This window comes from Streptomyces sp. BA2 (genome assembly GCF_009769735.1).
In the GTDB taxonomy this organism is placed as follows: Bacteria; Actinomycetota; Actinomycetes; order Streptomycetales; family Streptomycetaceae; genus Streptomyces.
Window position 1 is genome coordinate 5038423 of the sequence record NZ_WSRO01000002.1, and the last position, 24114, is coordinate 5062536.

Sequence of the window (24114 nt, forward strand, 5' to 3'; positions counted from 1 at the left end):
ACGCCGCGGCCGATGTTCCTCCGCCGTACGGGCTAGGACCGACAGGCCTTGGGGCTCACGTCTCCCCGCACATCCGCAGCCCCACCGGCGTCTCGCACGGCAGATGGCCGTGGGTGCGGATCACGTCCTGGCCGTTTCCGCGGAGTGCGTACGCGAGGAAGCTCGACGCCAGGGAGTCGGCGGGCGGGCTGCCGTAGGTGTAGGCGTACTCGATCTCGCGGTAGGGGTAGCCGCTGGACTGGATGCCGTCGATGGAGGGGGCGTGGCCGTTCAGGTTCAGTCGGTGCGTGTTCTTGAGCGTGGTCGTCTTGCGGAGTTCGCTGTAGCCGATCGCGCCCGGGACGTCGGCGACGGTGTCCAGAACCTGCTCCGTCTCGTCGAGTTCGCAGCGGACGACCGGGGCGGACGTGCTCATGTCCTTGGTCAGGCAGTCGCTGGAGGACTCCTGCATCTCCGACGCCCCCTTGAGGACCCGCTGCTGGAGGGTGACCCGCGTGCCGGAGCTCGACCCACGGCTGACCAGGACCACCGGCAGGTCGGGGCCGCCCCGCAGCTCCTTCCAGTTGCGGATCTCGCCGGTGAAGAGGCGGCGGACGTCCCTCGTGGAGAGGTTCTTGACCGGCACCTTGTCGTTCAGGACGAGGGCGAACAGCGAGACCGCCACCCGCGTCTCGCTCAGCTGCGTGTAGCTTCCGGGGCGCGGCCCGTCGGAGAAAGCGATCACCGGTGGTGAGCCCTCGCCGGGTTCGGCGTCCGTCGCGGCCAACTCCCGTACGCCGCCCCGGCTTCCGTGCGCGCTCACCTCGATGTCCGAGCCCTCGCAGTCCTTCATGTACTTGTCCGCGAGCTCGGTGGCCACCGGCTCGAACGCGGTCGATCCGGTCAAGGTGAGGCTGCCCTTCTCGCAGTACGAGGGCGGCGGCTGGGTGTCGGGGCGCAGGATGAGGCCCGCGAGGCCGAGGATCACCAGGCTCAGCGCGATGGCCACCCGCTGCGAGAGCCTGCTGAACACCGGGGGCTTCTCGTCGGGCGCCGCGCTGTGGTTCTCGTGGGTCTCGCCGCCCTGGATGCCGCCGATGACCGTGTAGCCGCTGTCCACGGGGCCGCCGGTCAGCAGGACCAGGAGCTTGTAGTACTCACCTCGGTTGAGCGGGACGCGCGGGATGTGCAGCCTGCCGGACTCGTAACCGAGACCCGTGCCGGGCGCGAAGTGCTCCATCAGATGGTCGGCTTCGGGCGGCAGCGTCACCGCCACCGCGCGGATCGTGCGGCTCTCGAAGACCGCCGTCAGGCCGTGCGACGAACGGCCCGTGTAGTCGGCCACGTCGATCGGCAGCGAGCCGTCGTTCTCGACGCGGAGCAGCACCAGCGTCGCGTCCGACATCTCGGGGGCCTCGTCGAAGAGGCCGAGGCGCGCGTTCGCGTCGCCCGTACGGACGTTGTCGCCTATCGCCGTGTCCATCTGCTTGCGGTAGCCGATGCGCTTGCGGCGCGGTACGCGGCGTTCGAGCAGCACGGGGACGAACGCGCCGGCGATGCCGACCAGGATGGCGAGCACGGCGATGATGTTTTCGGTGCTCAACCAGTTCATGGGCGGCACGGTAGGCGGCGGGAAGGGCCGTCGGGCAGCCCTTGTCCGTCCGGACGGGATCTGTTCGCCCGGGGTTCAACTACGGGCGCGGGGAAGCGAGTTCATGTCTGTCTCTCCTCGCGGGCTCAGTCCTCCTTGTCGTATGTCAGCCCCTTGTCCGTGCCCGTGTTCTCCCGGTGCAGCCTGCCGTTCGAGAGCAGCGTCACCGTGCTCGCCTGGCCCGGCTTGCAGGAGCTCGCGGGCTGCCCGACGATCACGTCCGTCGGTCCGATGCGCAGGGTGTTGCCGCTCGCCGACTCCAACTTGCCCTGGAACACGCAGTGGTACGTGCCGCCCGTGTCGGTCGGGCCGTCCGCCGTGATCGAGACGACGGTGTCGCCGACCTCGCCCTGCTGGAGGACCAGGCGCCGGGAATTGTGACCCAGGTTGTTCTGGATGGACCCGCTCCAGGTGCCGAGGAACTTGTCCGGGATCGTGCCCTCCTCGTCCTCCTCCTTGGATGCGGGGGAGGTGGGCGTCGTCCCGGGCTCCGACGAACCGTCCTCGCTCGGCGTCCCCGGCGTCGAAGGCGCGTTGCTGGACGGCGACTTGGAGTTCGTGCCGCCCGCCTTCGTGGTGCCGTCGCCCTTCATCACCGCGTACACCGTGCCGCCCGCTCCTATGGCCACTATGACGGCCACCGCGATGAGCGCGGCGGTGGACCGACCGCTGCGGCGCGGGGGCTGGCCCTGAGGGTGGACGAGGGGGCCGTACGGAGGTGTGGGGCCGTACGGGCCCTGCTGGGGGTAGCCGTAGCCGGGCGGCGGTTGCTGGGGGTGTTGCTGCGGCTGGGGGTGCTGGGGATAGCCGTACGCCGGGCCCGGCGGGGGTGTGGGCGGCGGGGTCTGGCCGGTGATCATCGTGGGGAGGTGGTCCAAGGGGGCCGCCTCGCCCGGCTTACCGGGCGGCGGCGGGGTGTCGCCGTCGGCGGGGTCATGCCTGGCCCCGCTGCCCTCGGGGGAGGCGGCAGCAGAGGCGCCGGCAGCCGCAGTTCCGGCGGCTGCCGCCGCACCGGGTGCCGCTCCGGTGTCCGCTCCGGCCGCCTTGGATGCGCCGACCCCGCCCTCATCAGGGTTCTCCGTGTCGAGCAACTGCACGGCATGACGCCCCAGTTGGGCCACCAGCGCGCCCGGCAGCCAGGGGTCCCGCGTCCGGCCGCCGTCGCCGAGGGTGTCCTCCGCGCCCGTCCGCTCAAGGACCTGCTCCAGCGTCGGCCGGTCCGCGGGGTTCTTGCGCAGGCAGTCGCCGACCAGCTCGGCCAGCTCCTCCGGCAGCCCCTCCAGGTCCGGTTCCTCCTGCGCGATACGGAACATCAGCGCGTGCACACCGCTGTTGGCCGTGCCGAACGGCAGCGCGCCCGAAGCCGCGTACGCGAGGACCGAACCCAGGCAGAAGACATCGCACGCCGGGGTGATCCGGTCGCCCCGCACCTGCTCGGGCGCCATGAAGCCGGGCGAACCGACGAGCGCGCCGGTGCGGGTCAGGCCGCCGTCGGTCACCGTTTCGAGGGCGCGGGCGATGCCGAAGTCGATGACGCGGGGTCCGTCGATGGTGACGAGTACGTTCGACGGTTTGAGGTCGCGGTGGATGAGGCCCGCCGCGTGGATGTCCTTGAGGGCGTTGGCGAGCCCGGCCGCCAGTATCTTCACGGACCGCTCGGGCAGCGGCCCGTGGTCGTGCGAGATGACGCTCTGGAGGGAGGGCCCCGCGACATACCCCGTGGCCAGCCAGGGGATCGTCGCCTCGGTGTCCGCGTCGAGCACCGGCGCCGTCCACGCGCCGCCGACCCGCCGTGCCGCCTGCACTTCCTGCCGGAAGCGGTTCCTGAACTCCTCCTGCTCGGCGAGCTCTTCACGCACCAGCTTCACCGCGACCGTACGTCCCCGGTCGGATCGCGCGAGATAGACGTGCCCCATGCCGCCCGCGCCGAGTCGCGCGAGCAGCCGATAGGCGCCTATTCGCTGTGGATCCCCGGGCCCGAGCTTCTCCATCGTCGCGCCGACCTCCCCCGTTGGTGTGCAACAGATCGAGGATAGTGGGGTGGTAGGACATCGGGGCACGTACTGCCCGCTACGGCTCCGTAACGGGTTGTTCCGCGGCGGTGCGACGGCTGCGAGGCCTCGGGCGTTCCGCAATCTGCCGGTGAGGGGCATCACTTTGCGACAAATTGAACTGTTCCCTGAGGGGCGTTAACGTCTTTCTCGCCCATCCCGGATGGTCCAGGCCAATTCGGGAATATGACGATGCACGGGGGGAGGCCGGCGATGCCATCAGGTTTCGCAGGCCGCGACAGCATCACCGGGCCTCACCTCGTGCGCATTTCAACGCACTAAGGATTTTACGTGAACCGCAGCGTTCTGCGCTTTCGCACGACTGTGATTTCCACCGTGGTGGCCGGTGCTGTCGCCTTTACCGGCATCGGTACCGCGAACGCCTCCGAGGCGCCCGAAGCCGAGAGCACCGGCACCGCGGCCCAGAACACCGGCATCGACGGTGAGCCCACCACCGAGCAGGTCGATGAACTGGCCCGCTACCTCCAGGCCCTTGAGAACGGCGATGTCCTCAACGAGGCGGGAGAGTTCGACTACGCCAAGACCCGCGCCGAGTTCGGCGCCGAGTTCGCCGACGCGATCCAGGCCAAGATCAGCGGCGACATCCCCGTGGGCGTCTACGCCAGCTACACCTCGTGCCTGCTCAAGGGTGTCGGCCTCGGCGGCCTGGGCGGCGCCACCGCGGCCATCACGGCCAAGCTGAAGAAGAAGCACTTCACGGACGCGGCCAAGCTGATCATCAAGGAGGCCGCCAAGCGAGGCATCAAGGTGGGCGTCAAGGGCGGCGTCGCCGGCCTGGCCGCCTCGCTCGGCACCTACGCCGTCTGGTGCGCCACCCCGTGGGCCTGACAGCCGCGTGCTGAACCAGCTGAACTAGTCGCCTGATCCGGCACGGCAATCGCCTGATCCGGCACTGGCAAAAGGGGGCGCGGTCATCAAGCCTCGCCCCCTTTCCGCCATTTGAGTTCCGTCAGCTTTCGCCAACCAGGGCCCGCAGGTGCGCGAGGTAGTCTTCGAAGCGTGCGCGCCCGTCGTCGGACAGGCGCACGAAAGTGCGCACACGTCGTTCTCGGCCGCTGCGCAGCTTGGCCAGCTCCACCACACCCGCTTCCTCCAGGACGCGCAACTGCCGTGAGAGCTCTGGCGAATCCAGTTCGAGAGCCTCACACAGATCAGCGAACGACGCGTTGTGCACGCGCCGTAGGGTGCCGAGCACGGCCAGTCGCACCGGCGAATGCATCAGCGTGGTCAGCGCCTGCCGGTGTTGCCCCTCTTCGGTCATCAGACCCTCCACCGCGACACCAAGTAGCCCAGCAGGGCCAGCGCGGGAAACGCGGCCGGGACCACGATGCCTATGGTGGAGTCCGGGGTGTCCCATAGGACATTGCCCGCCGGAAGGCCCAGCAGGAAGCCGGCCGCAATTCCGAGCCCGCTCTCCAGAGGGGTGTGGGGGCGGCGAAGGGCGCGCTCGCGGTGGAAGTAGTTCCAGCCGACCACGACTGCCAGCCCTGCCAGGCACACCGGGATGCCGAGTACAAGCGGCGCCTTCAGTTCGGCAGCCGCCCACAGGGCGCCGAACAACGCGGCTACTGACACCACTCCCCCCACACGCTCACCTGTCGAGGCGGGCCGGTTGAGAGTGGGTGCCTGCTCGGCGGTGGCGAGCTGGTCGGCTGCGGTCTGTGGGTCCATGTGGAACCCCCCCCAAGGTCGTGCGAATCGTTCAAGGTCGTGCGAATCGTTCACTTGCGATCCTCGCACTCACTTGGCAAACACGCAACTTACTGGAGCTCCTGCGCCGCGACCGTCTCGGTCAGGGCGCCGGACAGTCGCTCCAGGACCCGTACCGTCTCGGCGAATTCCTCCTCGCCGAGCGCGTCCGCGAGCCGGGCGGCCACGTCCGCGTGGCCGGGGCTGATCCTCTGGACGGCTGCCAGGCCCTCGTCCGTGGGGCGCAGGAGCTTGGCGCGGCGGTGGGCGGGGTTGGGTACGTACTCGGCGAGGCCGCGCCGCACCAGCAGGTCGGCGATGCGCTGCACGCTCTGCCGGGTGACGCCCATCGCGCGGGCGATCCCGGCGACGGGCAGCGGCTCGCGCAGGACGGCGCCGAGGACCTGCCACCAGGCGGCGGTGAGACCGCCCGGCTTCGCCAACTCGTCCGCCACGGAGAGCAATTGGCCGTTGAGCCGGAAGACGCCGATGGCGGTGCGGGAGAACAGCTCCTGCTGCTCCCGCACCTTCTCCTCCGGTGCGCGGCGCTGGTCGTCGCTCACGACTCCAGCACCTCGTACGCGGACGCGTCCGAGTCGTGGAACAGGCGGTACCAGGCGTCGAGCTTCTCGCCCTCGAAGGCGCCGAGCCGCCCGAGGATCTCGCGGGCGAAGGCCACCGGCTCGGTCGGCCCCGCCGTGGTGAGTCCGCCGTCGGTGACGGCGTCCACGTCGACGTACCGCTCGCCGCCCTTGTAGCCGGTGGCCGCGAGGTAGAACGACACCGCGCTGGTGTGCGCGCGCTCGTCGAGCAGCCCTTCCCGGGCGAGCCCGGCGGTGGCCCCGCAGATCGCGGCGACCGGCACGTCCGCGTCGAGGAAGGCGCGGGCCGCGCGGCCGAAGGGGGCGAGGTCGTCGCCGGTGTCCCACAGGTCGGCGCCCGGCAGGATCAGCAGCGCGCTGTCATCGGGCCGCAGCTCGGCGAGGGTCAGGTCGGGCTGGATGCGGACGCCGCCCGCCGTGGTGACCGGGTCGAGCGAGTCCGCGGCGACGGTGCGGATCTCGTACCCGTCGCGGGCGAGGAACGCGGTGGCGTATCCGGTCTCCCAGTCGGCGAGCGTGTCGTAAACGGCGAGGTGCGCGGGCTTGCGGGACATGGCTGCCTCCGTTGGCTGGGCTCCGTCGAGCTGTTATGTAAGCATGCTGTCATTACGACAGCATGCTGTCAAGAGCCGGAGGGTGCGTCGGCTCGTTAACCCTCACCAGGGGCGGCCTTAACCCGCCGATCCCTAGCGTCCTGGTCATGGACAGCGCAGAGAACCTCGGACAGATGGCCGCCCACCTCGGCCTCGACCTGGTGGCCGTGACCCTGCTGACCTTCGGGGTCTTCTATCCACGGCACCGCAGGCGGGAGTTGGTCCCCGCCTATCTCGCCCTGAACGTCGCGCTCTTCGCGGTCGTCTCCGCCCTCGCGAGCGCCGGCGGCAACGGCGGACTCGCGCTCGGCTTCGGGCTCTTCGGGGTGCTTTCGATCGTGCGGCTCCGCTCGGACGCCCTGCAGCACCAGGAAGTCGCGTACTACTTCATCACTCTCGTCCTCGGCCTCCTCTGCGGGCTTCCGGGCCTCGGCCTGCCGGTCGCCGCCGGGCTCGCGGCCGTGCTGCTCCTGGTGATGTACGGCGCCGACCACCCCCGCCTCTTCGCCGGTGACCGGCGTGCCGTCATCACTCTGGACGCCGTGTACCGGGAGGAGACCGCGCTCCGGGCCGAGCTGGCGCGGCGCCTGGGGGAGCCGCTCGGCTGGACCGTCCAGGAGGTCGACTACGTACGTGACCTCATGGTTCTGGAAGTCCGCTTCCGGCAGCCGGAACCTTCCGAGCGGGCTGGGGAGTTCACACGTACAGCACCACGACGCCGCACGACCCGGTCACGCACGCCTGCCGTCCCCCACCAGAAGGAGACCGTGTGAACCCCGCCGTACGCGCCATCGGACGGGCCGCGCTCGCCGCGCACCCCATCTCCCTCGACGAGGTCAACGCACGGGCGGAGCTGCTCGCCCGCTACGACAACAGCTATCTCGTGCCGGTCGAGATCTTCGACGACCTGGCGGCGCTGCTCACCGATCCGCGCCGCGCCTCGGGTCCCTTCCGGGCGCTGAGCATCGGCGGGAAGCGCTGGTTCAGCTATCACTCGACGTACTACGACACCCCTGAGCTGCTGACCTACCACCACCACCGGCAGGGCAGGCGGCTGCGCTACCGCATCCGTGAGCGGGTCTACCAGGACAGTGGTGAGCGGCAGTTCGAGATCAAGCTGAAGAGCGGCCGCGGCGAGACGGTCAAGCACCGGCAGCGACTCGAAGGCGACGACCGCGTGCTCGACGCCGAGCGGCAGGGGTTCCTCGCGGGGGTGCTGAGGGGTTCGTACGGGATCGAGGCGCCGGGCGGCCTGACGAAGGCGCTCGTCACGGAGTACCAGCGGGCGACGTTCGTGGCCGACGGCCAGCGGATCACGTGCGACGCGGGGCTCGTGGTGCGGGACGTGGCCAGGGGGCGGTCGGTGGAGGCGGACTCCGGGCTCGTCCTGGTGGAGACGAAGACGCAGGGGCATCTGACGGAGGCGGACCGGGTGCTTCACCGGTACGGGGTGCGGGCCGCGGAGTTCACGAAGTACTGCGGTGGTTTCGCGGCGCTGCGGCCCGAGTTGGGGATCAATCGGTGGGCTCGGGCTGTCCGGGTCGCGTTTCCGAGGGCCGCGGGGCCTGGGGCGCCTGCGGGAAGGTGAGGGTCACGCGGGTGCCACGGGTGGCGTCCGACGCGATGTCGAAGGTGCCGCCCGCGTCCTGCGCCGTCCGCCGGGCGATGTCGAGGCCGAGGCCCGTGGAGCCGCGGCCGCTGGTGCCGCGTTCCGCCGCGTACGTCGGCGGGAGGCCGGGGCCCTCATCGGCGACGGTGAGTTGGGCGGTGCCCTCCGGGGTGGTGTGGACGGTGATGCGGAACGGGGTGCCTTGGGGGGTGTGGTCCAGGACATTGCCGATGAGAGCGTCGATGGCGGCGGCGAGGTCGTCCTCCGGGACGGGAACCGGGTTCGTCCGTGGCTGGGCCGACACCTCCGTCGTACGCCCCTGGTCCTCGGCCAACGGCAGCCAGAACGTCACGCGTTCGCGGGCCACGGCGGCCAGGTCGGCGTACGGGGCGTCCCGGAAGGGACGGCGGGCCTTGCGAATCACATCATCGACACTCCGCTCCAGGGCGGCGACGTCGGCGGCGATGCGGTGCGCCTCCTCTGTGTCGCGGAGGGTCTCGGCGTCCAGGCGGAGGGCGGCGACGGGCGTGCGGAGTCGGTGGGCGAGGTCGGCGGCGTTCTCGCGTTCGGCGGTGAGGAGTTCGTCGATGCGGGTGGCGAGGCGGTTCAGCTCACCTGCGACCAGGCGGAGTTCGGGCGGGCCCTCGGGAGTGGCGCGCGCGGTGAGGTCGCCCGCGGCGAGGCGGTCCGCGGTGCGGGCCAGGCGGCGGGCCGCGCCGACCAGGCGCGCGCCGAGACGGTCGGCGAGGAGCAGCCCGATGAGGACGAGGCCGACCCCGATCCCGGCGAGGACGAGCCAGGAGGTCATGGTGCCGGCGTACAACTGCCGTTGAGTGAGCGTGACTTGTACGACGGCGGTGCCACCGGCCGCGCCCTGGACGGGCACGAGGACCTGCCGCCCGCCGGTGGAGGGTTCGTAGGTGAAGGCACGGCCGGTGCGGGCCAGGCGGATGGCGTCCGTGACGCGGGCCTTGGCCTGGGGGCCGGGGTCCGGCCCGATGACGGTGCCGTCCCCGAGCACGAGTGAAGTGGACGGCAGATTCTGGGTGTTGACGCTCTCCACGGTCTGCTCGGCGGTCTCGCGCTCGTCCGGGGTGGCGAGAGCGGGCCCAAGAGCGTGCGCCACCCACTGGGCACGGGCGGTGGCCTCGGCGGTGGTGCGGTCGGCGGCGTGGGTGCGGGTGAGGAGGGTGAGGGGGACGAGGAGGGCGGTCAGTACGAGGGCGGTGGTGGCGGCGGTGAGAAGCAGAAGGCTGCGTCGCATCAGCCGGCCCCTGGGCCTTGGGCGGAACCCTCGCCGGGGTCTTGGGCGGACCCTTCCCCGTGGCGGGGCCCCTCCCCGGAGCCGGGCGCCTCGCTGTCGCCGGGTTCCTCTCCGTCGTGGGGCGGCTCGCCTCCGTCCTGGGGCGCCGGGCTGTTCTGGGGGCGGCGCCGCGCCGGTATGTCCGTCCTCGCCATCTCGGTCCGAGCGTCGTGTGCTTCGGCTGGGGAGTCCTGCTTGCCGTGCTCCGGGCGGACATACCGGCACGTCCCCTCGCGTGCGTCGCGCGGCTGCGGGGGTGTGGGGGCTGGTGCGTCGTCGGGTGCTGTGAGCTTCACTCCCACCGTGCGGACCGTGTGGAGATAGCGGGGTGCCTGGGCCGTCTCGCCCAGTTTTCTGCGGAGCCAGGAGAGATGGACATCGACGGTTTTGTCGGCGCCGCCCAGGGGTTGTTGCCACACCTCGGCGAGGAGTTCGCGGCGGGAGACGACTTGGCCGGGGCGGTGGGCGAGGTAGGCGAGGAGGTCGAACTCGCGGGGGGTGAGGTCCAGGGGGCCGCCGTCGAGGGTGACGTCACGGGAGGCGGGGTCAATGACCAGACCTCCGACGCGCAGAGGCTCCTCCACCACGTCGGTCGCACCGAGCCGGCGCAGGACGGCCTTGACGCGGGCGTCCAGCTGGGCGGCGCCGAACGGCTTGACGATGTAGTCGTCGGCCCCGTTCTCAAGGATCGCCACCATCTCCGGCTCATCGTCGCGCGCGGTGGCGACGATGACGGGTACGTCGCTGACGGCGCGGAGCATACGGAGGACCTGGGCGCCGTCCACGTCCGGCAGCCCCAGGTCGAGTACGACGAGGTCGGGGCGGTTGGTGACCGCGGCGTCCAGGCCCGCCATGCCGCTTGGCGCGGTGGCGACGGCGTGCCCTTTGTCGCGGAGAGCCCGCACCAGGGCGCCGCGCAGCTGGGGATCGTCCTCCACGACGAGAAGATGGGCCATACAACCACCGTAGTCAGGTGCCTTGGGCGGCCTTTAACCGGGCGTTAGGAAACTGTGCGGCACAGTGGCCGGATGAGGAAGTGGCGGAGCGCGGTGGTGACCGCGGCATGGGTGGGGGTGGGAACGGCTGCCGGGGCGCTGGGCGCTTGGCAGTTGGCCACGTCGGACAGCGGGAACGCGGCGCACAGCCGTCCCCTGGACGAGGGCGCGGTGGAGAGGGCGCTGGCGGCGACATCGGCGTCACCGCAGCGGCCGTCCCCGTCCTCCGCCACACCGAGCAAGCCGGCGGAAACGGCCCCCGACCGGTCGACCCTGCGGTTCACGGGCGGGACGGCGACGGTCGAGTGCAGGGGGGACGGGACGGTGTACCTCGTCTCGTGGAGCCCGGCGGACGGTTTCCACATAGACGACGACGTGGAACGGGGCCCGGCAGCGGTGGCCCGCCTGGAGGCGGAACCGAGCGACGACGACGAGCAGGAGGATCTGCCGTACGAGATCCGGTGCGGGGAGGGCGGGGAGCCGAGGGCAGGGGTGGTGGCGGACGGGGACGACTAGCGTTCTTAGCCCGTCCGGCGTTTGGTTCTTCAGCCCGTCCGGCGGTTGGTCTTTCAGCCCGTCCGGCGTTTGAGGACGAACTCGGCGGAGCCGGTGATTGACGCCACTCAAGGCCCCCGCCCCGGCGGCCCGACACACTGTCCAGTACCCCCCGCCCCCGCGAAACAGACCGCCCATGTCCCATCCGCATCGTGGACATTTACCCTCACCCACATGACCCCTCAGCCGAACCCCCAGGTCGGCGCCGCCGTCAAGGCGGCGGACCGCGCGCACGTGTTCCACTCCTGGTCCGCACAGGAGCTGATCGACCCCCTCGCCGTAGCCGGCGCCGAGGGCTCGTACTTCTGGGACTACGACGGCAACCGCTACCTCGACTTCACCAGCGGCCTCGTCTACACCAACATCGGATACCAGCACCCGAAGGTCGTCGCCGCGATCCAGAAGCAGGCCGCGGAGATGACGACCTTCGCGCCCGCCTTCGCCGTGGAAGCCCGCTCCGAGGCCGCACGCCTCATCGCCGAGCGGACCCCCGGCGACCTGGACAAGGTCTTCTTCACCAACGGCGGCGCGGAAGCCGTGGAGAACGCGACCCGCATGGCGCGCCTCCACACCGGCCGCCCCAAGGTCCTCTCCGCCTACCGCTCGTACCACGGCGGCACCTCCACCGCGATCAACCTCACCGGCGACCCCCGCCGCTGGGCCTCCGACACGGGCTCGGCGGGCGTCGTCCACTTCTGGGCGCCGTTCCTCTACCGCAGCGCCTTCTACGCCGAGAACGAGCAGCAGGAGTGCGAGCGCGCCCTGGAGCACCTCGAAAAGACCATCGCCTTCGAGGGCCCGCAGACGATCGCGGCGATCATCCTGGAATCCGTCCCCGGAACCGCCGGCATCATGACCCCGCCGCCGGGCTACCTCAAGGGCGTACGGGAGATCTGCGACCGCCTCGGCATCGTCTTCATCCTCGACGAGGTGATGGCGGGCTTCGGCCGTACGGGCAAGTGGTTCGCCGCGGACCACTTCGACGGCGGCATCGTGCCCGATCTCCTCACCTTCGCGAAGGGCGTGAACTCGGGTTACGTCCCGCTCGGCGGTGTCGCGATCTCCTCTGCCATCGCCGAGACGTTCGCCCGCAGGCCGTACCCCGGCGGGCTGACGTACTCCGGACACCCGCTGGCCTGCGCCGCGGCTGTCGCGACGATCAACGTCATGGAGGAGGAGGGAGTGATCGAGAACGCGGCCCGAGTCGGGTCGGAGATCATCGCCCCCGCCCTCGCGGAGCTCGCCGAGCGGCACCCGAGCGTCGGCGAGGTCCGTGGCCTCGGCATGTTCTGGGCCCTGGAGCTGGTCAAGGACAAGACGACCCGCGAGCCACTGGTCCCCTACAACGCCACGGGCGAGGCGAATGCCCCGATGGCGGCGTTCGGCGCCGCCGCGAAGAAGCAGGGCCTGTGGCCCTTCATCAACATGAACCGCACCCACGTGGTCCCGCCGTGCAACATCACGGACACGGAGGCAAAGGAGGGCCTCGCGGCGCTGGACGCTGCGCTGAGCGTGGCGGACGAGCACGTGTCCTGACCCCGGGGCCCGAACCCCCGCCCCGGGGCCCATCAGCAACGTTCACCCCACCCCACCCCACCCGCCGCTCCACGACGGATCACCCCGATCCGCAACCCGTGCCCCGGGGTGGATCACCCCCGCCGGCCCGTGACCGGCGGCGGGTCACCCCCGCCCAATCACCCGTGACCGGCGGCGGGTCACCCCCGCCCAATCACCCGTGACCGGCGGCGGGTCACCCCCGCCCACCCACCTGTAACCCGCGACGGGTCACCCCCGCCAGCCCCCCCCGTAACCGGCGGCGGAACACCCCCACCCGCCCCCCCCTGCAACGGATCGCCCCGCCCACCAACGACCCCGCAACGACCCCGCGGGGCAATCGGGTGGGTGGGCGGGAAAGATCCGCCGCGCAGCGGCGGCACAAACAGAGACGGCCCCGCACCCGAAAGCGGCCCTCGGGAGAGGTCCCGCACCCGAAAGCGGCCCCCGGGAGATGCCCCGGGAAAGCCCCCGAACCCGCACCAGAAAACGCCCCCCGGCCCCCCGCACCGAACCGCCCCCCGCCCCCCGGGAACCCCGACCGCGTAGTCTGACGTGCTCGTAAGCAGGACGAGGCCCGGACGAGACGACGAGGGAACCCAGATGCCCGGCACCGGCACCGGCACCGACGGCTCCGCCGTCATCCGCAGCACTCTGCGCCAGCAGATCGCCGACGCGCTGCGTGACGAGATCCTCGGCGGCCGTCTGGAGCCGGGCCAGGAGTTCACGGTCAAGGAGATCGCCGAGCAGTACGGCGTCTCCGCGACCCCGGTCCGAGAGGCCCTGGTGAACCTCGCCGCGCAAGGCCTCCTCGACGCCGACCAGCACCGCGGCTACCGCGTCCACGAGCACTCCCTCGCCGACTACCGAGGCATGCTGGAGGCCCGCGGCCTCGTCGCCGACGGAATCTTCCGCGACCTCGTGAAGAAGGCCACCCCGCTGGGGCCCAAGGGCCAGAAGGAAGCCTCCGCCGCGCTCGTCTCCGTACGCCGCCGTGGCGAGGAAGCCGCACGCGCCGCCTGCGCGGGCGACCTGAACGTCCTCATCGGCTACGACCTCCGCTTCTGGCGCGAGCTCAGCGCCCTCTTCGGCAACCCCTACCTCTCGGACTTCCTGCACCGCATCCGCGTCCAGGCCTGGGTCTGCGCCGTCACCTACCTCCGCCGCGCCGTCGAACGCGGCGGCGGAGACCTGCGCGGCACCCTCTGGGCCCGGCACACCGAGCTCGTCGACGCCCTCGCGCACCGCGACCCCAAGGCCGCGCACGCGATCGTCGAGGAGTACAACGCGCACTCCCTCGCCCTCATCGAGCGGCTGGCCGCTGCATGAGCGTGGATCTGACCGTCGTCGTCCCCGCCTACAACGAGGAGCGGCGCCTGGCTCCCACGCTCGCCGCGATACGGGAGTACCTGGAGGACGGTTCCGACGGGGGAGGTTCCGACGGGGGAGACGCCGACGGAGGAGACCGCACCCGGTGGGAGCTGATCGTCGTGGACGACGGCTCCACCGACGGCACCCTCGACATCGCCGCCGACGCCGAGGCCGCCGACCCCCGAGTCCGGCTCATCCACTCCAGCCGCAACCTCGGCAAGGGCCACGCCCTGCGCCTGGGCGTCCTCGCCTCGCACGGCGACCGCGTCCTGATCACCGACGCCGATCTGGCCACCCCCATCGAGGAGCTGGAGTGCCTCGACAAGGCGCTCACCGACGGCCACGCGGCAGCGATCGGCTCCCGCGCCCGCCCCGGCGCGACGATCGAGAGCCACCAGCACCGCCTGCGCGAACTCCTCGGCCGTACCGGCAATTTCCTGATACGGACGGTCGCCGTCCCCGGAGTCCGCGACACCCAGTGCGGCTTCAAGCTCTTCGACGGCGACCGTGCCCGTGAGGCCTTCGCCGCGTCGCGCCTGCGCGGCTGGGGGATCGACGTCGAGATACTGCAGTACTTCCGCCGCTCCGGCTGGCCGGTCGCCGAGGTGCCGGTGCGCTGGGCGCATCAGGAGGGCTCGAAGGTCCGCCCGTTCGACTACGTGAAGGTCCTCGCCGAACTGACCGCGCTCAAGGCCCGCGCCGTCCGCCCGAAGGATCTGCTCGTCGCGGCGCTCTTCCTGGCCATGGCGGTCACGCTCTACTCGGGCCGCTGGATCTCACCCGGCGACCGCTATCTCCCGGACTCGCTCCAGGACCAGAACCAGTGGGAGTGGTTCTTCGCGGTGACGGCGGACAACGTCCGCCACCTCCAGAACCCCCTCTTCACGACCCTCCAGAACCAACCCGACGGCGTGAACCTCATGGCCAACACGGTCATGCTCGGCCTCTCCGTCCCCTTCGCCCCCGTGACCTGGCTCTTCGGCCCGGCGGTCGCCCTGAACGCGGCGATGACGCTGGGCCTGGCCGTGACAGCGGTCGCCTGGTACTGGTTGATCCGCAGGCGTCTCGTACGGCACCGGGGCGCGGCAGCCGTCGGCGCGGCACTGGCCGCCTTCGCGCCACCGATGATCAGCCACGCGCACGCGCACCCGAATTTCATGGTCCTGTTCATGATCCCGCTGATCATCGACAGGGCGCTGCGGCTCTGCGAGGGCGTACGCGAAAAAGTCGTACGCGACGGAGTCGTCCTCGGCCTTTTCACCACGTACCAGATCTTCCTCGGCGAGGAGCCGCTGCTGCTCGCGGCGGTGGGCATGCTGCTGTTCGCGGCGGCGTACGGAGTGGTGCGAAGGGACGTGGCAAGGGCGGCGCTGCGCCCCTTGGCGCGCGGCCTCGGGGTGGCCGTGGCGGTGACGCTCCCGCTGGTCGCCTTCCCGCTCTACTGGCAGTTCTTCGGGCCGCAGAGCTACACGAGCGTGCTGCACGGCGACAACGCGGGCAACAGTCCGCTCGCGCTCATCTCCTTCGCGGAACGCTCGCTCGCGGGCAACGCGGAGACCGCCGACGCCCTCTCCCTGAACCCCACCGAGCAGAACGCGTTCTACGGCTGGCCCCTGGTGGCGCTGGCCTTCGCGATCGTCGTACGTCTCTGGGAGCGGGCGGTGGTGAAGGCGCTGGCCTGCACGGTCCTCGCGGCGGCCTTCCTCTCGATGGGCCCGAAGTTCCGCATTCCGCTGACGGACATCGTGCTGCCCGGCCCCTGGGCTCCCCTTTCGCACGCCCCCCTCTTCGAGTCGGTCATCGAGTCGCGGGTGGCGATGGTGTGCGCCCCGGCGCTCGGCATGCTGGTGGCGCTCGCGCTGGCCGGCCTCCTCACCTCAGCGCGCCGGATGACGGCCACGCGGTACGCGGGCGTGGCCGCGGTCGCCCTCGCGCTCCTGCCGATCGTGCCGGCGCCGCTGAAGGCGGTGGAGCGGGGGGAGGCCCCGGCGTTCATCGCCGACGGGACCTGGCGGAAATACCTGGGGGAGGGCGAGTCCCTCGTACCGGTACCGCTGCCGGACCCGGCGGGCGCGGAGGCGCTGCACTGGCAGACCACGGCAGACCTGGGCTTCAGTCTGCCCGGCGGCTACTTCAACGGGCCGTGGGGCCCGGACCGCGTGGGCATCTACGGAGCCTCGCCCCGCAACACGTCGAACCTCCTGCGGGACGTCCGCTCGTCGGGCCGCGCCCCGCAGATCACGGACGCGTGGCGCAGGGCGGCGCGTGCGGACCTGGCGTACTGGAACGCGGGGGTACTGGTCCTCGCCCCACAACCGCACGACGCGGAACTGCGGGTGACGGTGGAGGAACTCCTTGACCGCCCCGGAAAGTGGGTAGACGGGGTGTGGATCTGGGATCTGCACAAGGGAAGCTAGTGGGCAACCGCCCGGACTACGCTGCCTGCACTGTCGGCACTGCCTGCACTGTCTGCACACGAGGAACGTCCGACGTCCGATATGCCGTCCGAGTATGAGCCTGACCTGAGGAGCACCCTTGGCCTGTGATCTGTGGCTGGTCCCGCTCGTCGACGTGCTGTGTCACAGCCCCGACAATCCCTTCGCGGAGGAGATCGCGGCGTACGACAAGGCGCTGCACGAGGCGGGTCTGCCTCCCGTCCCCGTCTTCGCCTACATGCCGGGCCTCTCCGGGGACGTGGCCCCGGTCGCGGGCTTCGACTACGACGCGCTGCATTTCCTGCGCCGGGCGTATCTGCTCCAGGTCTGCGGCCTTGAGGTCACGCCGGTGGACGAACTGGGCGGGGACTACGAGCAGTTGCTGGAGATGTTCGACGCGACGGCTCAGCAGTCGCATCTGGTCTGGCACTACGACCATGCGGGGGCGTACGTCCCTGTCGACTTCTCCGCGCCTCTCTCGAACGACGAACTTCTGTCGGGCGGTGGCCCGTTGGGCTCCTCCCAGGCGCTTCTGCGGGAGCTGGAGTTCGTGGCCCCGTCCATCGGCATAGACGCGGCGAACCCTCCGCGCCCGCCGACTCCGCCGGAGGCCCCCACATCCCTGGAGGAACCGGCGGCCCCGGCCCCGCCGGACGACAGCCCCTTCGCGAGGGAGCGGCACGTGTGGCTGGGCCTCCACGCGGCGACAACCCGAAGCCTGGCGCAAGGCTCAATGATCATCTACAGCTAACCCCTGGCCCCGGGGCCTACCACCCCGACCGGCCGGCCTGCCGGAAGTACCCCGCCTCTCTCCGGCAGGCCCACCCCTCTCCCACCGACCCGCCCGGCACCCCGGAACCTCCCGGCACTGAGCCCGCCGCCGGCCGATCCGCCCGCCGGGCAGGCCCGGGCCTTTTCCGCCCCCTGCCCGGCACCCGGGAGTCCGCTGTGTCTTTTAGCCCCTCCGGCGTTTGAGGAGCGGGGGTCTGGGGGCGGAGCCCCCAGTTTCGGGAAGGGGCGGGATTGGGGAGAGCCCCGCAGGGTTCGCCTTGCCCCCGTGCCCCCGCCCCCCCGGGGCCCCCTCACCGCGGCTCCGGTGGCCGCTGGCGAGGCATGTTCGGCCGCGCCCCCGGCGGCAGCGCGGCCCGAGCAGGGGCAGCGCCTGCCTCCCCCCGGGAGGCCGGAACCATGGCCTGCATGGCCAACGGCGCGGGGCCCGACCGAAACTCCACCATCCAGTCCGCGGTCTCGGAACGCACCAGCTCCGTCACATCCTCCGAGAACCGCCGAAGCACCCCCAGACACCGCTCGGCAGCCTCGCTGGCAGTCCCCTCGGTGGGCCCGAGAACCTCCCGCACACTCTCCGACGCCCAGTCGAACTGCAGGACCTGAAGCCGCCGCTGCACAGCCTGCGCGGTGGCCATGTCCCGCATCCACCCGGACGTGAGGCCGAAGAACCGGTCGCACGCCACGCACGCCGCCCCCGCGAGCAGCGAGACGAACCCCCAGGTCGCGACACCCCCCACCGCCCCCGCCAGATCGAGCAGCGGAAGCACCCCCGCGCCCACGGCCCCCACCGCCGCCCCCACCCGCGCGAGCCGCGCCCCGCGCCGCTTCCACGCCCGGTCGGACAAGTACCACTCCGCGGTGTTGAGCGCGCCCCGCTCCACCCACCGGTACAACTCGTCGAGCCGCTGCGCCGGCTCACCCCAGTCGCCGAGAGGAAAGGCCCGCCCCGTCAGATCCCCGAGCCGAGACCGAGACCCGTCCCCACCACCAGGACCACCACCGGGAACGCCCTGCTGCGCACCCGCCCCGGCACCCTGCTCCTCATGGGGCACCCCCTCGGGCTGCATCTCCGGCTGGCTCACCCGGCACTCCTACCTCTACGAGATCCCTGACTGTTCTCTGCGGCACTGTTCCCTGCGGCGGTTCCGTACGGTGCGCGCGCTGTGACAGCTGGTGCTGATGATGCTGACGCGGCTGAAGTCATCTGCTCATGCGCAGCCCCAGTCCTACCGCCCAATGGGTGGCCATGAGCCCCTTTTCGCGGTATTTCCGCCCGGAAGAGGTGCATGATCAGGTATAGGAGGACGGCCGATCTCACTCGAAAGAGTGCTGGGGCGAGGGCACCCTCGACCACGTAGGCTCATTCCAGGTGGAAAACCCACCGTAATTACCATCCGAGACAGGAGCTGATCGTGATCCCCGGTGGTGGCCAGCCCAACATGCAGCAGCTGCTCCAGCAGGCCCAGAAGATGCAGCAGGACCTCGCGACCGCGCAGGAGGAACTCGCGCGCACGGAGGTCGAAGGCCAGGCGGGCGGCGGCCTCGTCAAGGCGACGGTCACCGGATCCGGCGAGCTGCGCGGCCTCGTGATCGACCCCAAGGCGGTCGACCCGGAGGACACCGAGACCCTCGCGGACCTGGTGGTCGCGGCGGTCCAGGCGGCGAACGAGAACGCGCAGGCGCTCCAGCAGCAGAAGCTGGGCCCGCTCGCGCAGGGCCTGGGCGGCGGAGGCATCCCGGGCCTTCCCTTCTAAGAGGGCCGCAGGCCAACTACCGTACGTACCAAAGCGTGATACTCGGCAAGAGCTGGACCAAGAACAGGAAAGGGAAAGGCACCCCGTGTACGAAGGCGTGGTTCAGGACCTCATCGACGAGTTGGGCAGGCTGCCCGGCGTCGGTCCCAAGAGCGCGCAGCGGATCGCCTTCCACATCCTGCAGGCCGAGCCGACGGACGTACGCCGCCTCGCGCACGCCCTCCTTGAGGTGAAGGACAAGGTCCGCTTCTGCGCGACCTGTGGCAACGTCGCGCAGGAAGAGCTGTGCAACATCTGCCGCGACCCGCGCCGCGACCTCAGCGTCATCTGCGTGGTCGAGGAGCCGAAGGACGTCGTGGCGATCGAGCGTACGCGCGAGTTCCGGGGGAAGTACCACGTACTGGGCGGAGCGATCAGTCCGATCGAGGGGGTGGGCCCGGACGACCTGCGCATACGAGAGCTGCTCGCGCGCCTGGCGGACGGCACGGTCACGGAGCTGATCCTGGCCACGGACCCGAACCTGGAGGGCGAGGCGACGGCGACGTATCTCGCGCGCATGATCAAGCCCATGGGCCTGAAGGTCACCCGCCTGGCCAGCGGGCTCCCTGTCGGGGGAGATCTGGAATACGCGGACGAGGTCACCCTGGGCCGCGCCTTCGAGGGGAGACGACTCCTAGATGTCTAAGAAGCAGCAAGAGAAGTCCACGAAGCCGGAAACGAAGGCCGCCGTCGAGTCGACGGAGCCGGAAGCGACGCTCGCCCCGGAGGTGCTCGCCACCCCGGAGCCGGTCTTCGCCCCCGAGCCGATCATCGCCCCTGAGTCGACGGTCCTCCTGCACGCGTCCGCCCAGGACCCGGACTCCTTCGCGGTGCAGATCTCGGACCAGATCGAGAGCTTCATCGTCGCGGTGACGGAGGTCGCGAAGGGCGACGAGCCCGACTCGGCCGTCCCCTTCCTCCTCCTGGAGGTCTCCCAACTCCTCCTGGCCGGCGGCCGCCTGGGCGCGCACGAGGACATCGTCCCCGAGGAGCGCTACGAGCCGGACCTCGGCCCGGAGCGCGACGTCGACGACCTGCGCGAGCGCCTGGCCGCCATGCTGGAGCCGATCGACGTCTATTCGGAGGTCTTCGACCCGTACGAGCCCCGCAAGGCCCCGGTGGCCTGCCGCATCTCGGACGACCTGGCGGACGTGGTGGCCGACCTCTCCCACGGCCTGGCGCACTACCGTGCGGGCCGCACCACGGAGGCCCTCTGGTGGTGGCAGTTCTCGTACTTCTCGAACTGGGGCTCCACGGCGTCCGGCGCCCTCCGCGCCCTCCAGTCCCTGGTGGCCCACGTCCGCCTGAACCAGCCCCTTGAGGACCTCAACGGCCTGGACACGGACGAGGACCTGGCCGAGGACGCGCTCGCGGAGGCAGCGGGCAAGGTCATGGCAGAGGAGATCGCCGGGCCCCTGGGCCTGCGGTCGGTGCAGTAGCTCTAGCGCCGCCGCCTACGGACCGTCCAGTCCGCTCAGCGCCCCCAGCAGCTGCCCCGGCTCCACATACGGAGCCGTAGGCGTCGGTTCCGAGTACCAGCCCAGCGGCCACGTGTTGCCCGCCAGCGCCGGGATCCCGATGTACGTCACCGTGCGCGGCGTCCCGAAGCGTTGTACGCCCAGCGGCCAGGCGTGGTTCGCAGCCGACCCCGGTGCCACGAGGAAGTACATCCACCGGCCGCCCGATGCCTCGCAGATGACGGGGCCGGCGTCACCCTCCGTCCGCGCGATCAGCTGCGCGGCGACCTGTTCCCCGCGTACGCCCTGGATGCGGATGGCGTCGAAGTGGACGCCTGATACGCGGAGTTGGTGGCCCGCCAGCGGTACCCACTCGGGCCAGTGAATTGCGTGCGTCATGGTCACAGGGTGCGGAGGACGGGGCTACGCTCGGTAGTGACTGAGGGGGTACACGCGTAGGTGTATCCGTTGGAGGGGGCCGCTGTGTCCGTTCAGTACAACCCGACTTGGCGCTACAGCGGCAACCAGATGAAGCGCTGGCGTACCAAGGCGAGCGTGACCCGTGAGGAGCTGGGCGTCGCCTCCAACTACTCGCCCGACACCATCAAGGCCATGGAGCAGGGCGTTCGGATGCCCACCGCTCGGGTGCTGGATGCGGCGGATGAGTTGTGCCGTGCGGAGGGGTTGCTGAGCGCAGCCAAGGACTATGTGAGGGCCGAGAAGTTCCCGCCTCGGGCCCAGGACTTCATGGTGTACGAGCGTGAGGCAATCAGCCTGTGGTCGTACGAAGTCAACTTGATCCCGGGCTTGTTGCAGACGGAGACGTATGCAAGGGCGCTGATCGGCAATCACTGTCCGCCGCTGGATGAGGAGACCGTGGAACAGCGGGTCGCCGCGCGGATGGAACGTCAGGATCTTCTCGCTCGCACACCGCTGGTGGCCCTCAGTTTCGCTCTGCATGAGGCGGCCCTTCGGGTCCCTCAGGTGGATAAGGAGCAGCTTCTCCGCCTTCTGGAAGCGGGTCGGCCCAACAACATCTCGATCCAGGTCCTGCCGTTCGGCCGGACGATTCCCGCAGGCCTCCTCGGCCCGATGGTGTTGCTGGAGACGCGTGACCGGGAACGTCTCGCTTTCACTGAGGGGCCATCGGTGAGTGAGCTGACGTCCGAGGCTGAGGTGGTGAGTTCACACACCGAGCGACTTAGCATGATCCGCATGGAGGCCCTGGGCACCGAGGAATCGGCCCTCTTCATCGAGCGGATGGCGGGAGAGCTATGAGTGAGCAGCTGACCTGGTTCAAGTCCAGCTACAGCGACTCCGAAGGAGGCAACTGCCTCGAAGCAGCCCTGGACTGGCGCAAGTCCACGTACAGCGACAGCGAAGGCGGCGCCTGCGTAGAGATAGCCCCCTGCACCCCCGCCACCATCCACGTCCGCGACTCGAAGCTCCCCCCAGAGACCAGCCCCCACCTGACCATCCCGTCCCCGGCCTGGTCCGCTTTCCTCGCGTACGCCGTCCAACGCTGATCGCCCATTGCACAAAAGTCCCACTCGCCGGGGCTATTTCCGGGCCTCCCGCGGGACTTTCCTGCAGTTCACCCCGGAGCTCAAGCCCCGAGCCCCGGACCCCGGGCCCCGAGCTCCTCCCTGGGTTGGGTTGGTCGGTAGATAGAACCCAACCAACCGACCAAAAAGGGGAGTTGAAGCTTCCGTCACTCTCAAGGGTGACGTTCCGTAGTCAGCTTGCGTCGGAACGTAAAGTCCCTCTACGTTCGCGGCAATAGAACGGCCCCGGACGGTGCGCCAACACCGGCTCCGAGGCCTAGTCCTACGGATCGAATGAGGTCGACCGTGGCTTACGCCAAGCCTAATCCCGTCCTGCCGTCCCCGTCCCACCCCATGGCCAAATCGGGCTACGGCAAGCGCCTTGCGGATGACGAAGAACCGCACGCCGAAGCCGATTTCGAGCATCTGTGCCTGCGGGACGCCCACGTCGCCGTCTACCTCGACCATCTCGAACCCGGCGCCGCGATGGGCTACAAGGACCTCGCCGCCGCGCATCCCCAGTACGGGCAGCAAGCCATCCGCACCTCCCTGCGGCGGCTGACCGAGGCCGGACACCTTCGCTGGATCAAGGAACACCTCACCGTCGAGGACAACTCGATGCGCTGGGTGACCCGGACGTACTGGTCGCGTATCCCCAGGTCAGAGGAATGGTGGGCCGACTTCGCCCGCGCCCGGCACGGGCGTGACGTCACGCACGATCATCACCCGGGCCTGGCCCGCGTACCGGAACCGGCGGGGGAACAGGCCCCCGAGCCGGAAGCCGAGCCGAAATCCGAGTCCGAGCCCAGCGTCGCGTACCGCACGCTCGCCCAACTCCGCACCGCCGACCCCCGCATGGCCCTCTCTGAGGGGGAGTGCCGCGCCCTCGAAGCCCTCGCCGCGCAATGGCTGGACCACGGCGCGACCCCGCAGGACATCACCCATGCCCTGACCGCCGGGCTGCCGCTCACGGTCACCAATCCGGGCGGGCTCGCCCGTAATCGACTGGAGAGCAAGATGCCACCGAAGCCCCCTGCCAAGACTCCTGCCCGAGCCCACGTGACCCGCGCGATCTTCGTCTGCGGGCTCTGCGAGGAGCCCGAGACCACAACCGAGCTGGTCCATGGGATCTGCGCCGACTGCCGAGCGGAGTGCGATGCGTTCGAAGCGGAGGAAGCCCGCCTGGGCATTCAGATCGGATACGTACCCGACACGTTCCTGCCCCGCCCACGCACTGCGGCACCGGTGATGGATGTGACCGAGCGGGTGGCGGAGCTGAGGCGCGCCGCCGGTCTGCCGACGGGGCGAGGTGGCGTATGAGCGTGCAGGACGTGCCGGTCCGGGCACCATGGAGTCAAGGAGGCGACGCCATGACCCCCAGCACCACCGACCGGCCCCAGATGTCCGTCGAGGAGTTCGAGGAGCTCGAGCGCCATGCGCCGGAGACGGTGCGGCTGGAGTTCATCAACGGAAAGGTCATGGTCAAGCCGGTGCCGGACGGCAACCACAGGGAGATCTGCATGTGGCTGCTCCGGCAGTGCATGCAGCAGCGGCCGGAGCTGGGGCTCTATCCGGAGGGCGGGCTGAAGACCGAGACGTACCGCAAGGGTCGTGCCCGCGCGGACGGCGTGCTAGCTCCTACCGGCAGTTTCAAGGGGCATGGCGAATGGTCGGACACGTCCGCTGTGCTGATGGCCGTGGAGGTCACTTCGTTCGACTCCGACACCAATCGTCGTGACCGCGTGGAGAAGCCGGACGGCTACGCGGCAGCAGGCATCCCCGTGTATCTCCTGATCGACCGTGACGACTGCTCGGTCACCGTGTTCACGGACCCGGAGGACGGTCGCTACCGCAAGCTGGAGAACCACCGTTTCGGTGCCGTGGTCCAGCTCCCCGCTCCCGTGGACATCGCCCTGGAAACCGAGGCGCTGAAGGAGTTCGTGGAGTGAAGGCCCCCGGCGGCCCGAACCTGTGACCCGCCCCACTTTCCGGAGTGCTCCACTCCCCAGCGGGCATGTGCCAAGCCGAGCGGTCGGAACGTACCTCCCGAGCAGCGGGAGCGTATGCCGGCGGATGATCACGTAGTGGGCGGGACATCTCACCATGTGATATTTGCGCGGCGA

General features: G+C 70.3%; 24 protein-coding genes and 1 pseudogene. 15 read left to right on the forward strand and 10 right to left on the reverse strand.

Annotated features, from left to right (window positions below; all coding sequences use genetic code 11):
* Nucleotides 1-55 precede the first annotated feature (55 nt).
* Complete coding sequence (locus E5671_RS25450) at nt 56-1591, reverse strand: substrate-binding domain-containing protein (protein WP_160506253.1); 1536 nt, start codon at nt 1589-1591, stop codon at nt 56-58.
* Between the two features lie 125 nt (nt 1592-1716).
* Nucleotides 1717-3621, reverse strand: coding sequence for a serine/threonine-protein kinase (locus E5671_RS25455; protein WP_160506254.1), 1905 nt, complete (start codon nt 3619-3621; stop codon nt 1717-1719).
* A 351-nt stretch (nt 3622-3972) separates the two neighbouring features.
* On the opposite strand from E5671_RS25455, the gene E5671_RS25460 reads away from it, so the two are divergent.
* Complete coding sequence (locus E5671_RS25460) at nt 3973-4530, forward strand: hypothetical protein (RefSeq protein ID WP_160506255.1); 558 nt, start codon at nt 3973-3975, stop codon at nt 4528-4530.
* Between the two features lie 121 nt (nt 4531-4651).
* On the opposite strand, the gene E5671_RS25465 is transcribed toward E5671_RS25460, so the two are convergent.
* From E5671_RS25465 to E5671_RS25480, 4 genes are all read right to left on the reverse strand, one after another.
* Nucleotides 4652-4963 (reverse strand): transcriptional regulator, encoded by a 312-nt coding sequence (locus E5671_RS25465; protein ID WP_237330239.1) that lies wholly within the window; start codon nt 4961-4963, stop codon nt 4652-4654.
* On the reverse strand, nt 4963-5373 hold the full coding sequence (locus tag E5671_RS25470; protein ID WP_160506256.1) for a hypothetical protein: 411 nt from the start codon (nt 5371-5373) through the stop codon (nt 4963-4965). The genes E5671_RS25465 and E5671_RS25470 overlap by 1 nt, the downstream gene beginning before the upstream one ends.
* 89 nt (nt 5374-5462) lie before the next feature.
* The gene (locus E5671_RS25475; RefSeq protein WP_443032690.1) at nt 5463-5954 is read right to left on the reverse strand and encodes a MarR family winged helix-turn-helix transcriptional regulator; all 492 of its coding nucleotides are present in this window, start codon (nt 5952-5954) and stop codon (nt 5463-5465) included.
* Entirely contained in the window at nt 5951-6547 is a 597-nt protein-coding gene (locus E5671_RS25480) for a DJ-1/PfpI family protein (protein WP_160506257.1), read from the reverse strand. Before E5671_RS25480 ends, E5671_RS25475 begins: the two co-directional genes overlap by 4 nt.
* 146 nt (nt 6548-6693) lie before the next feature.
* Here E5671_RS25480 and E5671_RS25485 point away from each other — a divergent pair, with 146 nt between their 5' ends.
* Both E5671_RS25485 and E5671_RS25490 read left to right on the forward strand, forming a co-directional pair.
* Nucleotides 6694-7359 carry a DUF4956 domain-containing protein gene (locus E5671_RS25485; protein WP_160506258.1) on the forward strand — a complete coding sequence of 222 codons (666 nt, stop codon included), beginning with the start codon at nt 6694-6696 and terminating at the stop codon, nt 7357-7359.
* Nucleotides 7356-8174, forward strand: a complete 819-nt coding sequence (locus tag E5671_RS25490) for a VTC domain-containing protein (RefSeq protein ID WP_160506259.1) — start codon at nt 7356-7358, stop codon at nt 8172-8174. The genes E5671_RS25485 and E5671_RS25490 overlap by 4 nt, the downstream gene beginning before the upstream one ends.
* Here the strand turns inward: E5671_RS25490 and E5671_RS25495 are convergent.
* Both E5671_RS25495 and E5671_RS25500 read right to left on the reverse strand, forming a co-directional pair.
* Entirely contained in the window at nt 8101-9459 is a 1359-nt protein-coding gene (locus tag E5671_RS25495) for a sensor histidine kinase (protein WP_160506260.1), read from the reverse strand. The two genes, E5671_RS25490 and E5671_RS25495, sit on opposite strands and share 74 nt — an antisense overlap.
* Before the next feature lie 302 nt (nt 9460-9761).
* Nucleotides 9762-10454: pseudogene (locus tag E5671_RS25500) on the reverse strand (response regulator transcription factor); the annotation flags it as partial.
* 72 nt (nt 10455-10526) lie between these two features.
* Between E5671_RS25500 and E5671_RS25505 the strand changes: the two are divergent.
* The 5 genes from E5671_RS25505 to E5671_RS25525 all read left to right on the forward strand — a co-directional run bounded on the left by E5671_RS25505 (nt 10527) and on the right by E5671_RS25525 (nt 17159).
* On the forward strand, nt 10527-11009 hold the full coding sequence (locus E5671_RS25505; protein ID WP_160506261.1) for a hypothetical protein: 483 nt from the start codon (nt 10527-10529) through the stop codon (nt 11007-11009).
* Nucleotides 11010-11222: 213 nt separating this feature from the next.
* Nucleotides 11223-12584: an aspartate aminotransferase family protein gene (locus tag E5671_RS25510; RefSeq protein ID WP_160506262.1), complete on the forward strand. Its 1362-nt coding sequence runs from the start codon at nt 11223-11225 to the stop codon at nt 12582-12584.
* Between the two features lie 621 nt (nt 12585-13205).
* Nucleotides 13206-13931, forward strand: a complete 726-nt coding sequence (locus tag E5671_RS25515; protein WP_160506263.1) for a GntR family transcriptional regulator — start codon at nt 13206-13208, stop codon at nt 13929-13931.
* Nucleotides 13928-16390 carry a dolichyl-phosphate beta-glucosyltransferase gene (locus E5671_RS25520; protein WP_160506264.1) on the forward strand — a complete coding sequence of 821 codons (2463 nt, stop codon included), beginning with the start codon at nt 13928-13930 and terminating at the stop codon, nt 16388-16390. The genes E5671_RS25515 and E5671_RS25520 overlap by 4 nt, the downstream gene beginning before the upstream one ends.
* Before the next feature lie 118 nt (nt 16391-16508).
* The gene (locus E5671_RS25525; RefSeq protein ID WP_160506265.1) at nt 16509-17159 is read left to right on the forward strand and encodes a hypothetical protein; all 651 of its coding nucleotides are present in this window, start codon (nt 16509-16511) and stop codon (nt 17157-17159) included.
* Nucleotides 17160-17490: 331 nt separating this feature from the next.
* Here E5671_RS25525 and E5671_RS25530 read toward each other — a convergent pair whose 3' ends face one another.
* Nucleotides 17491-18279 carry an SLATT domain-containing protein gene (locus tag E5671_RS25530; protein ID WP_160506266.1) on the reverse strand — a complete coding sequence of 263 codons (789 nt, stop codon included), beginning with the start codon at nt 18277-18279 and terminating at the stop codon, nt 17491-17493.
* 330 nt (nt 18280-18609) lie between these two features.
* On the opposite strand from E5671_RS25530, the gene E5671_RS25535 reads away from it, so the two are divergent.
* From E5671_RS25535 to E5671_RS25545, 3 genes are all read left to right on the forward strand, one after another.
* A complete protein-coding gene (locus E5671_RS25535) occupies nt 18610-18951 on the forward strand; it encodes a YbaB/EbfC family nucleoid-associated protein (protein ID WP_160506267.1) in 342 nt (113 codons plus the stop codon).
* 85 nt (nt 18952-19036) lie between these two features.
* The gene (recR, locus tag E5671_RS25540) at nt 19037-19636 is read left to right on the forward strand and encodes a recombination mediator RecR (protein ID WP_030781910.1); all 600 of its coding nucleotides are present in this window, start codon (nt 19037-19039) and stop codon (nt 19634-19636) included.
* Nucleotides 19629-20429: a DUF5063 domain-containing protein gene (locus E5671_RS25545; RefSeq protein WP_160506268.1), complete on the forward strand. Its 801-nt coding sequence runs from the start codon at nt 19629-19631 to the stop codon at nt 20427-20429. Before recR ends, E5671_RS25545 begins: the two co-directional genes overlap by 8 nt.
* A gap of 15 nt (nt 20430-20444) precedes the next feature.
* Here the strand turns inward: E5671_RS25545 and E5671_RS25550 are convergent, their stop codons facing one another.
* On the reverse strand, nt 20445-20846 hold the full coding sequence (locus tag E5671_RS25550) for a hypothetical protein (protein ID WP_202121256.1): 402 nt from the start codon (nt 20844-20846) through the stop codon (nt 20445-20447).
* 84 nt (nt 20847-20930) lie between these two features.
* On the opposite strand from E5671_RS25550, the gene E5671_RS25555 reads away from it, so the two are divergent.
* From E5671_RS25555 to E5671_RS25570, 4 genes are all read left to right on the forward strand, one after another.
* Complete coding sequence (locus E5671_RS25555) at nt 20931-21725, forward strand: helix-turn-helix domain-containing protein (protein ID WP_443032691.1); 795 nt, start codon at nt 20931-20933, stop codon at nt 21723-21725.
* Complete coding sequence (locus tag E5671_RS25560; protein WP_160506270.1) at nt 21722-21973, forward strand: DUF397 domain-containing protein; 252 nt, start codon at nt 21722-21724, stop codon at nt 21971-21973. Before E5671_RS25555 ends, E5671_RS25560 begins: the two co-directional genes overlap by 4 nt.
* A 324-nt stretch (nt 21974-22297) precedes the next feature.
* Nucleotides 22298-23311 (forward strand): hypothetical protein, encoded by a 1014-nt coding sequence (locus E5671_RS25565; RefSeq protein WP_336605842.1) that lies wholly within the window; start codon nt 22298-22300, stop codon nt 23309-23311.
* A gap of 50 nt (nt 23312-23361) precedes the next feature.
* Nucleotides 23362-23940, forward strand: a complete 579-nt coding sequence (locus tag E5671_RS25570; protein ID WP_160506271.1) for a Uma2 family endonuclease — start codon at nt 23362-23364, stop codon at nt 23938-23940.
* The last annotated feature ends 174 nt before the right edge of the window (nt 23941-24114 follow it).

What these genes read in the sequence shown, in the direction of transcription:
- E5671_RS25455 (WP_160506254.1), bottom strand. Translation starts at nt 3,621, where the DNA reads ATGGAGAAGCTCGGGCCCGGGGATCCACAGCGAATAGGCGCCTATCGG.
- E5671_RS25450 (WP_160506253.1), bottom strand. Translation starts at nt 1,591, where the DNA reads ATGAACTGGTTGAGCACCGAAAACATCATCGCCGTGCTCGCCATCCTG.
- E5671_RS25515 (WP_160506263.1), top strand. Translation starts at nt 13,206, where the DNA reads ATGCCCGGCACCGGCACCGGCACCGACGGCTCCGCCGTCATCCGCAGC.
- E5671_RS25465 (WP_237330239.1), bottom strand. Translation starts at nt 4,963, where the DNA reads ATGACCGAAGAGGGGCAACACCGGCAGGCGCTGACCACGCTGATGCAT.
- E5671_RS25545 (WP_160506268.1), top strand. Translation starts at nt 19,629, where the DNA reads ATGTCTAAGAAGCAGCAAGAGAAGTCCACGAAGCCGGAAACGAAGGCC.
- E5671_RS25480 (WP_160506257.1), bottom strand. Translation starts at nt 6,547, where the DNA reads ATGTCCCGCAAGCCCGCGCACCTCGCCGTTTACGACACGCTCGCCGAC.
- E5671_RS25570 (WP_160506271.1), top strand. Translation starts at nt 23,362, where the DNA reads ATGACCCCCAGCACCACCGACCGGCCCCAGATGTCCGTCGAGGAGTTC.
- E5671_RS25470 (WP_160506256.1), bottom strand. Translation starts at nt 5,373, where the DNA reads ATGGACCCACAGACCGCAGCCGACCAGCTCGCCACCGCCGAGCAGGCA.
- E5671_RS25550 (WP_202121256.1), bottom strand. Translation starts at nt 20,846, where the DNA reads ATGACGCACGCAATTCACTGGCCCGAGTGGGTACCGCTGGCGGGCCAC.
- E5671_RS25495 (WP_160506260.1), bottom strand. Translation starts at nt 9,459, where the DNA reads ATGCGACGCAGCCTTCTGCTTCTCACCGCCGCCACCACCGCCCTCGTA.
- E5671_RS25505 (WP_160506261.1), top strand. Translation starts at nt 10,527, where the DNA reads ATGAGGAAGTGGCGGAGCGCGGTGGTGACCGCGGCATGGGTGGGGGTG.
- E5671_RS25520 (WP_160506264.1), top strand. Translation starts at nt 13,928, where the DNA reads ATGAGCGTGGATCTGACCGTCGTCGTCCCCGCCTACAACGAGGAGCGG.
- E5671_RS25485 (WP_160506258.1), top strand. Translation starts at nt 6,694, where the DNA reads ATGGACAGCGCAGAGAACCTCGGACAGATGGCCGCCCACCTCGGCCTC.
- E5671_RS25560 (WP_160506270.1), top strand. Translation starts at nt 21,722, where the DNA reads ATGAGTGAGCAGCTGACCTGGTTCAAGTCCAGCTACAGCGACTCCGAA.
- E5671_RS25510 (WP_160506262.1), top strand. Translation starts at nt 11,223, where the DNA reads ATGACCCCTCAGCCGAACCCCCAGGTCGGCGCCGCCGTCAAGGCGGCG.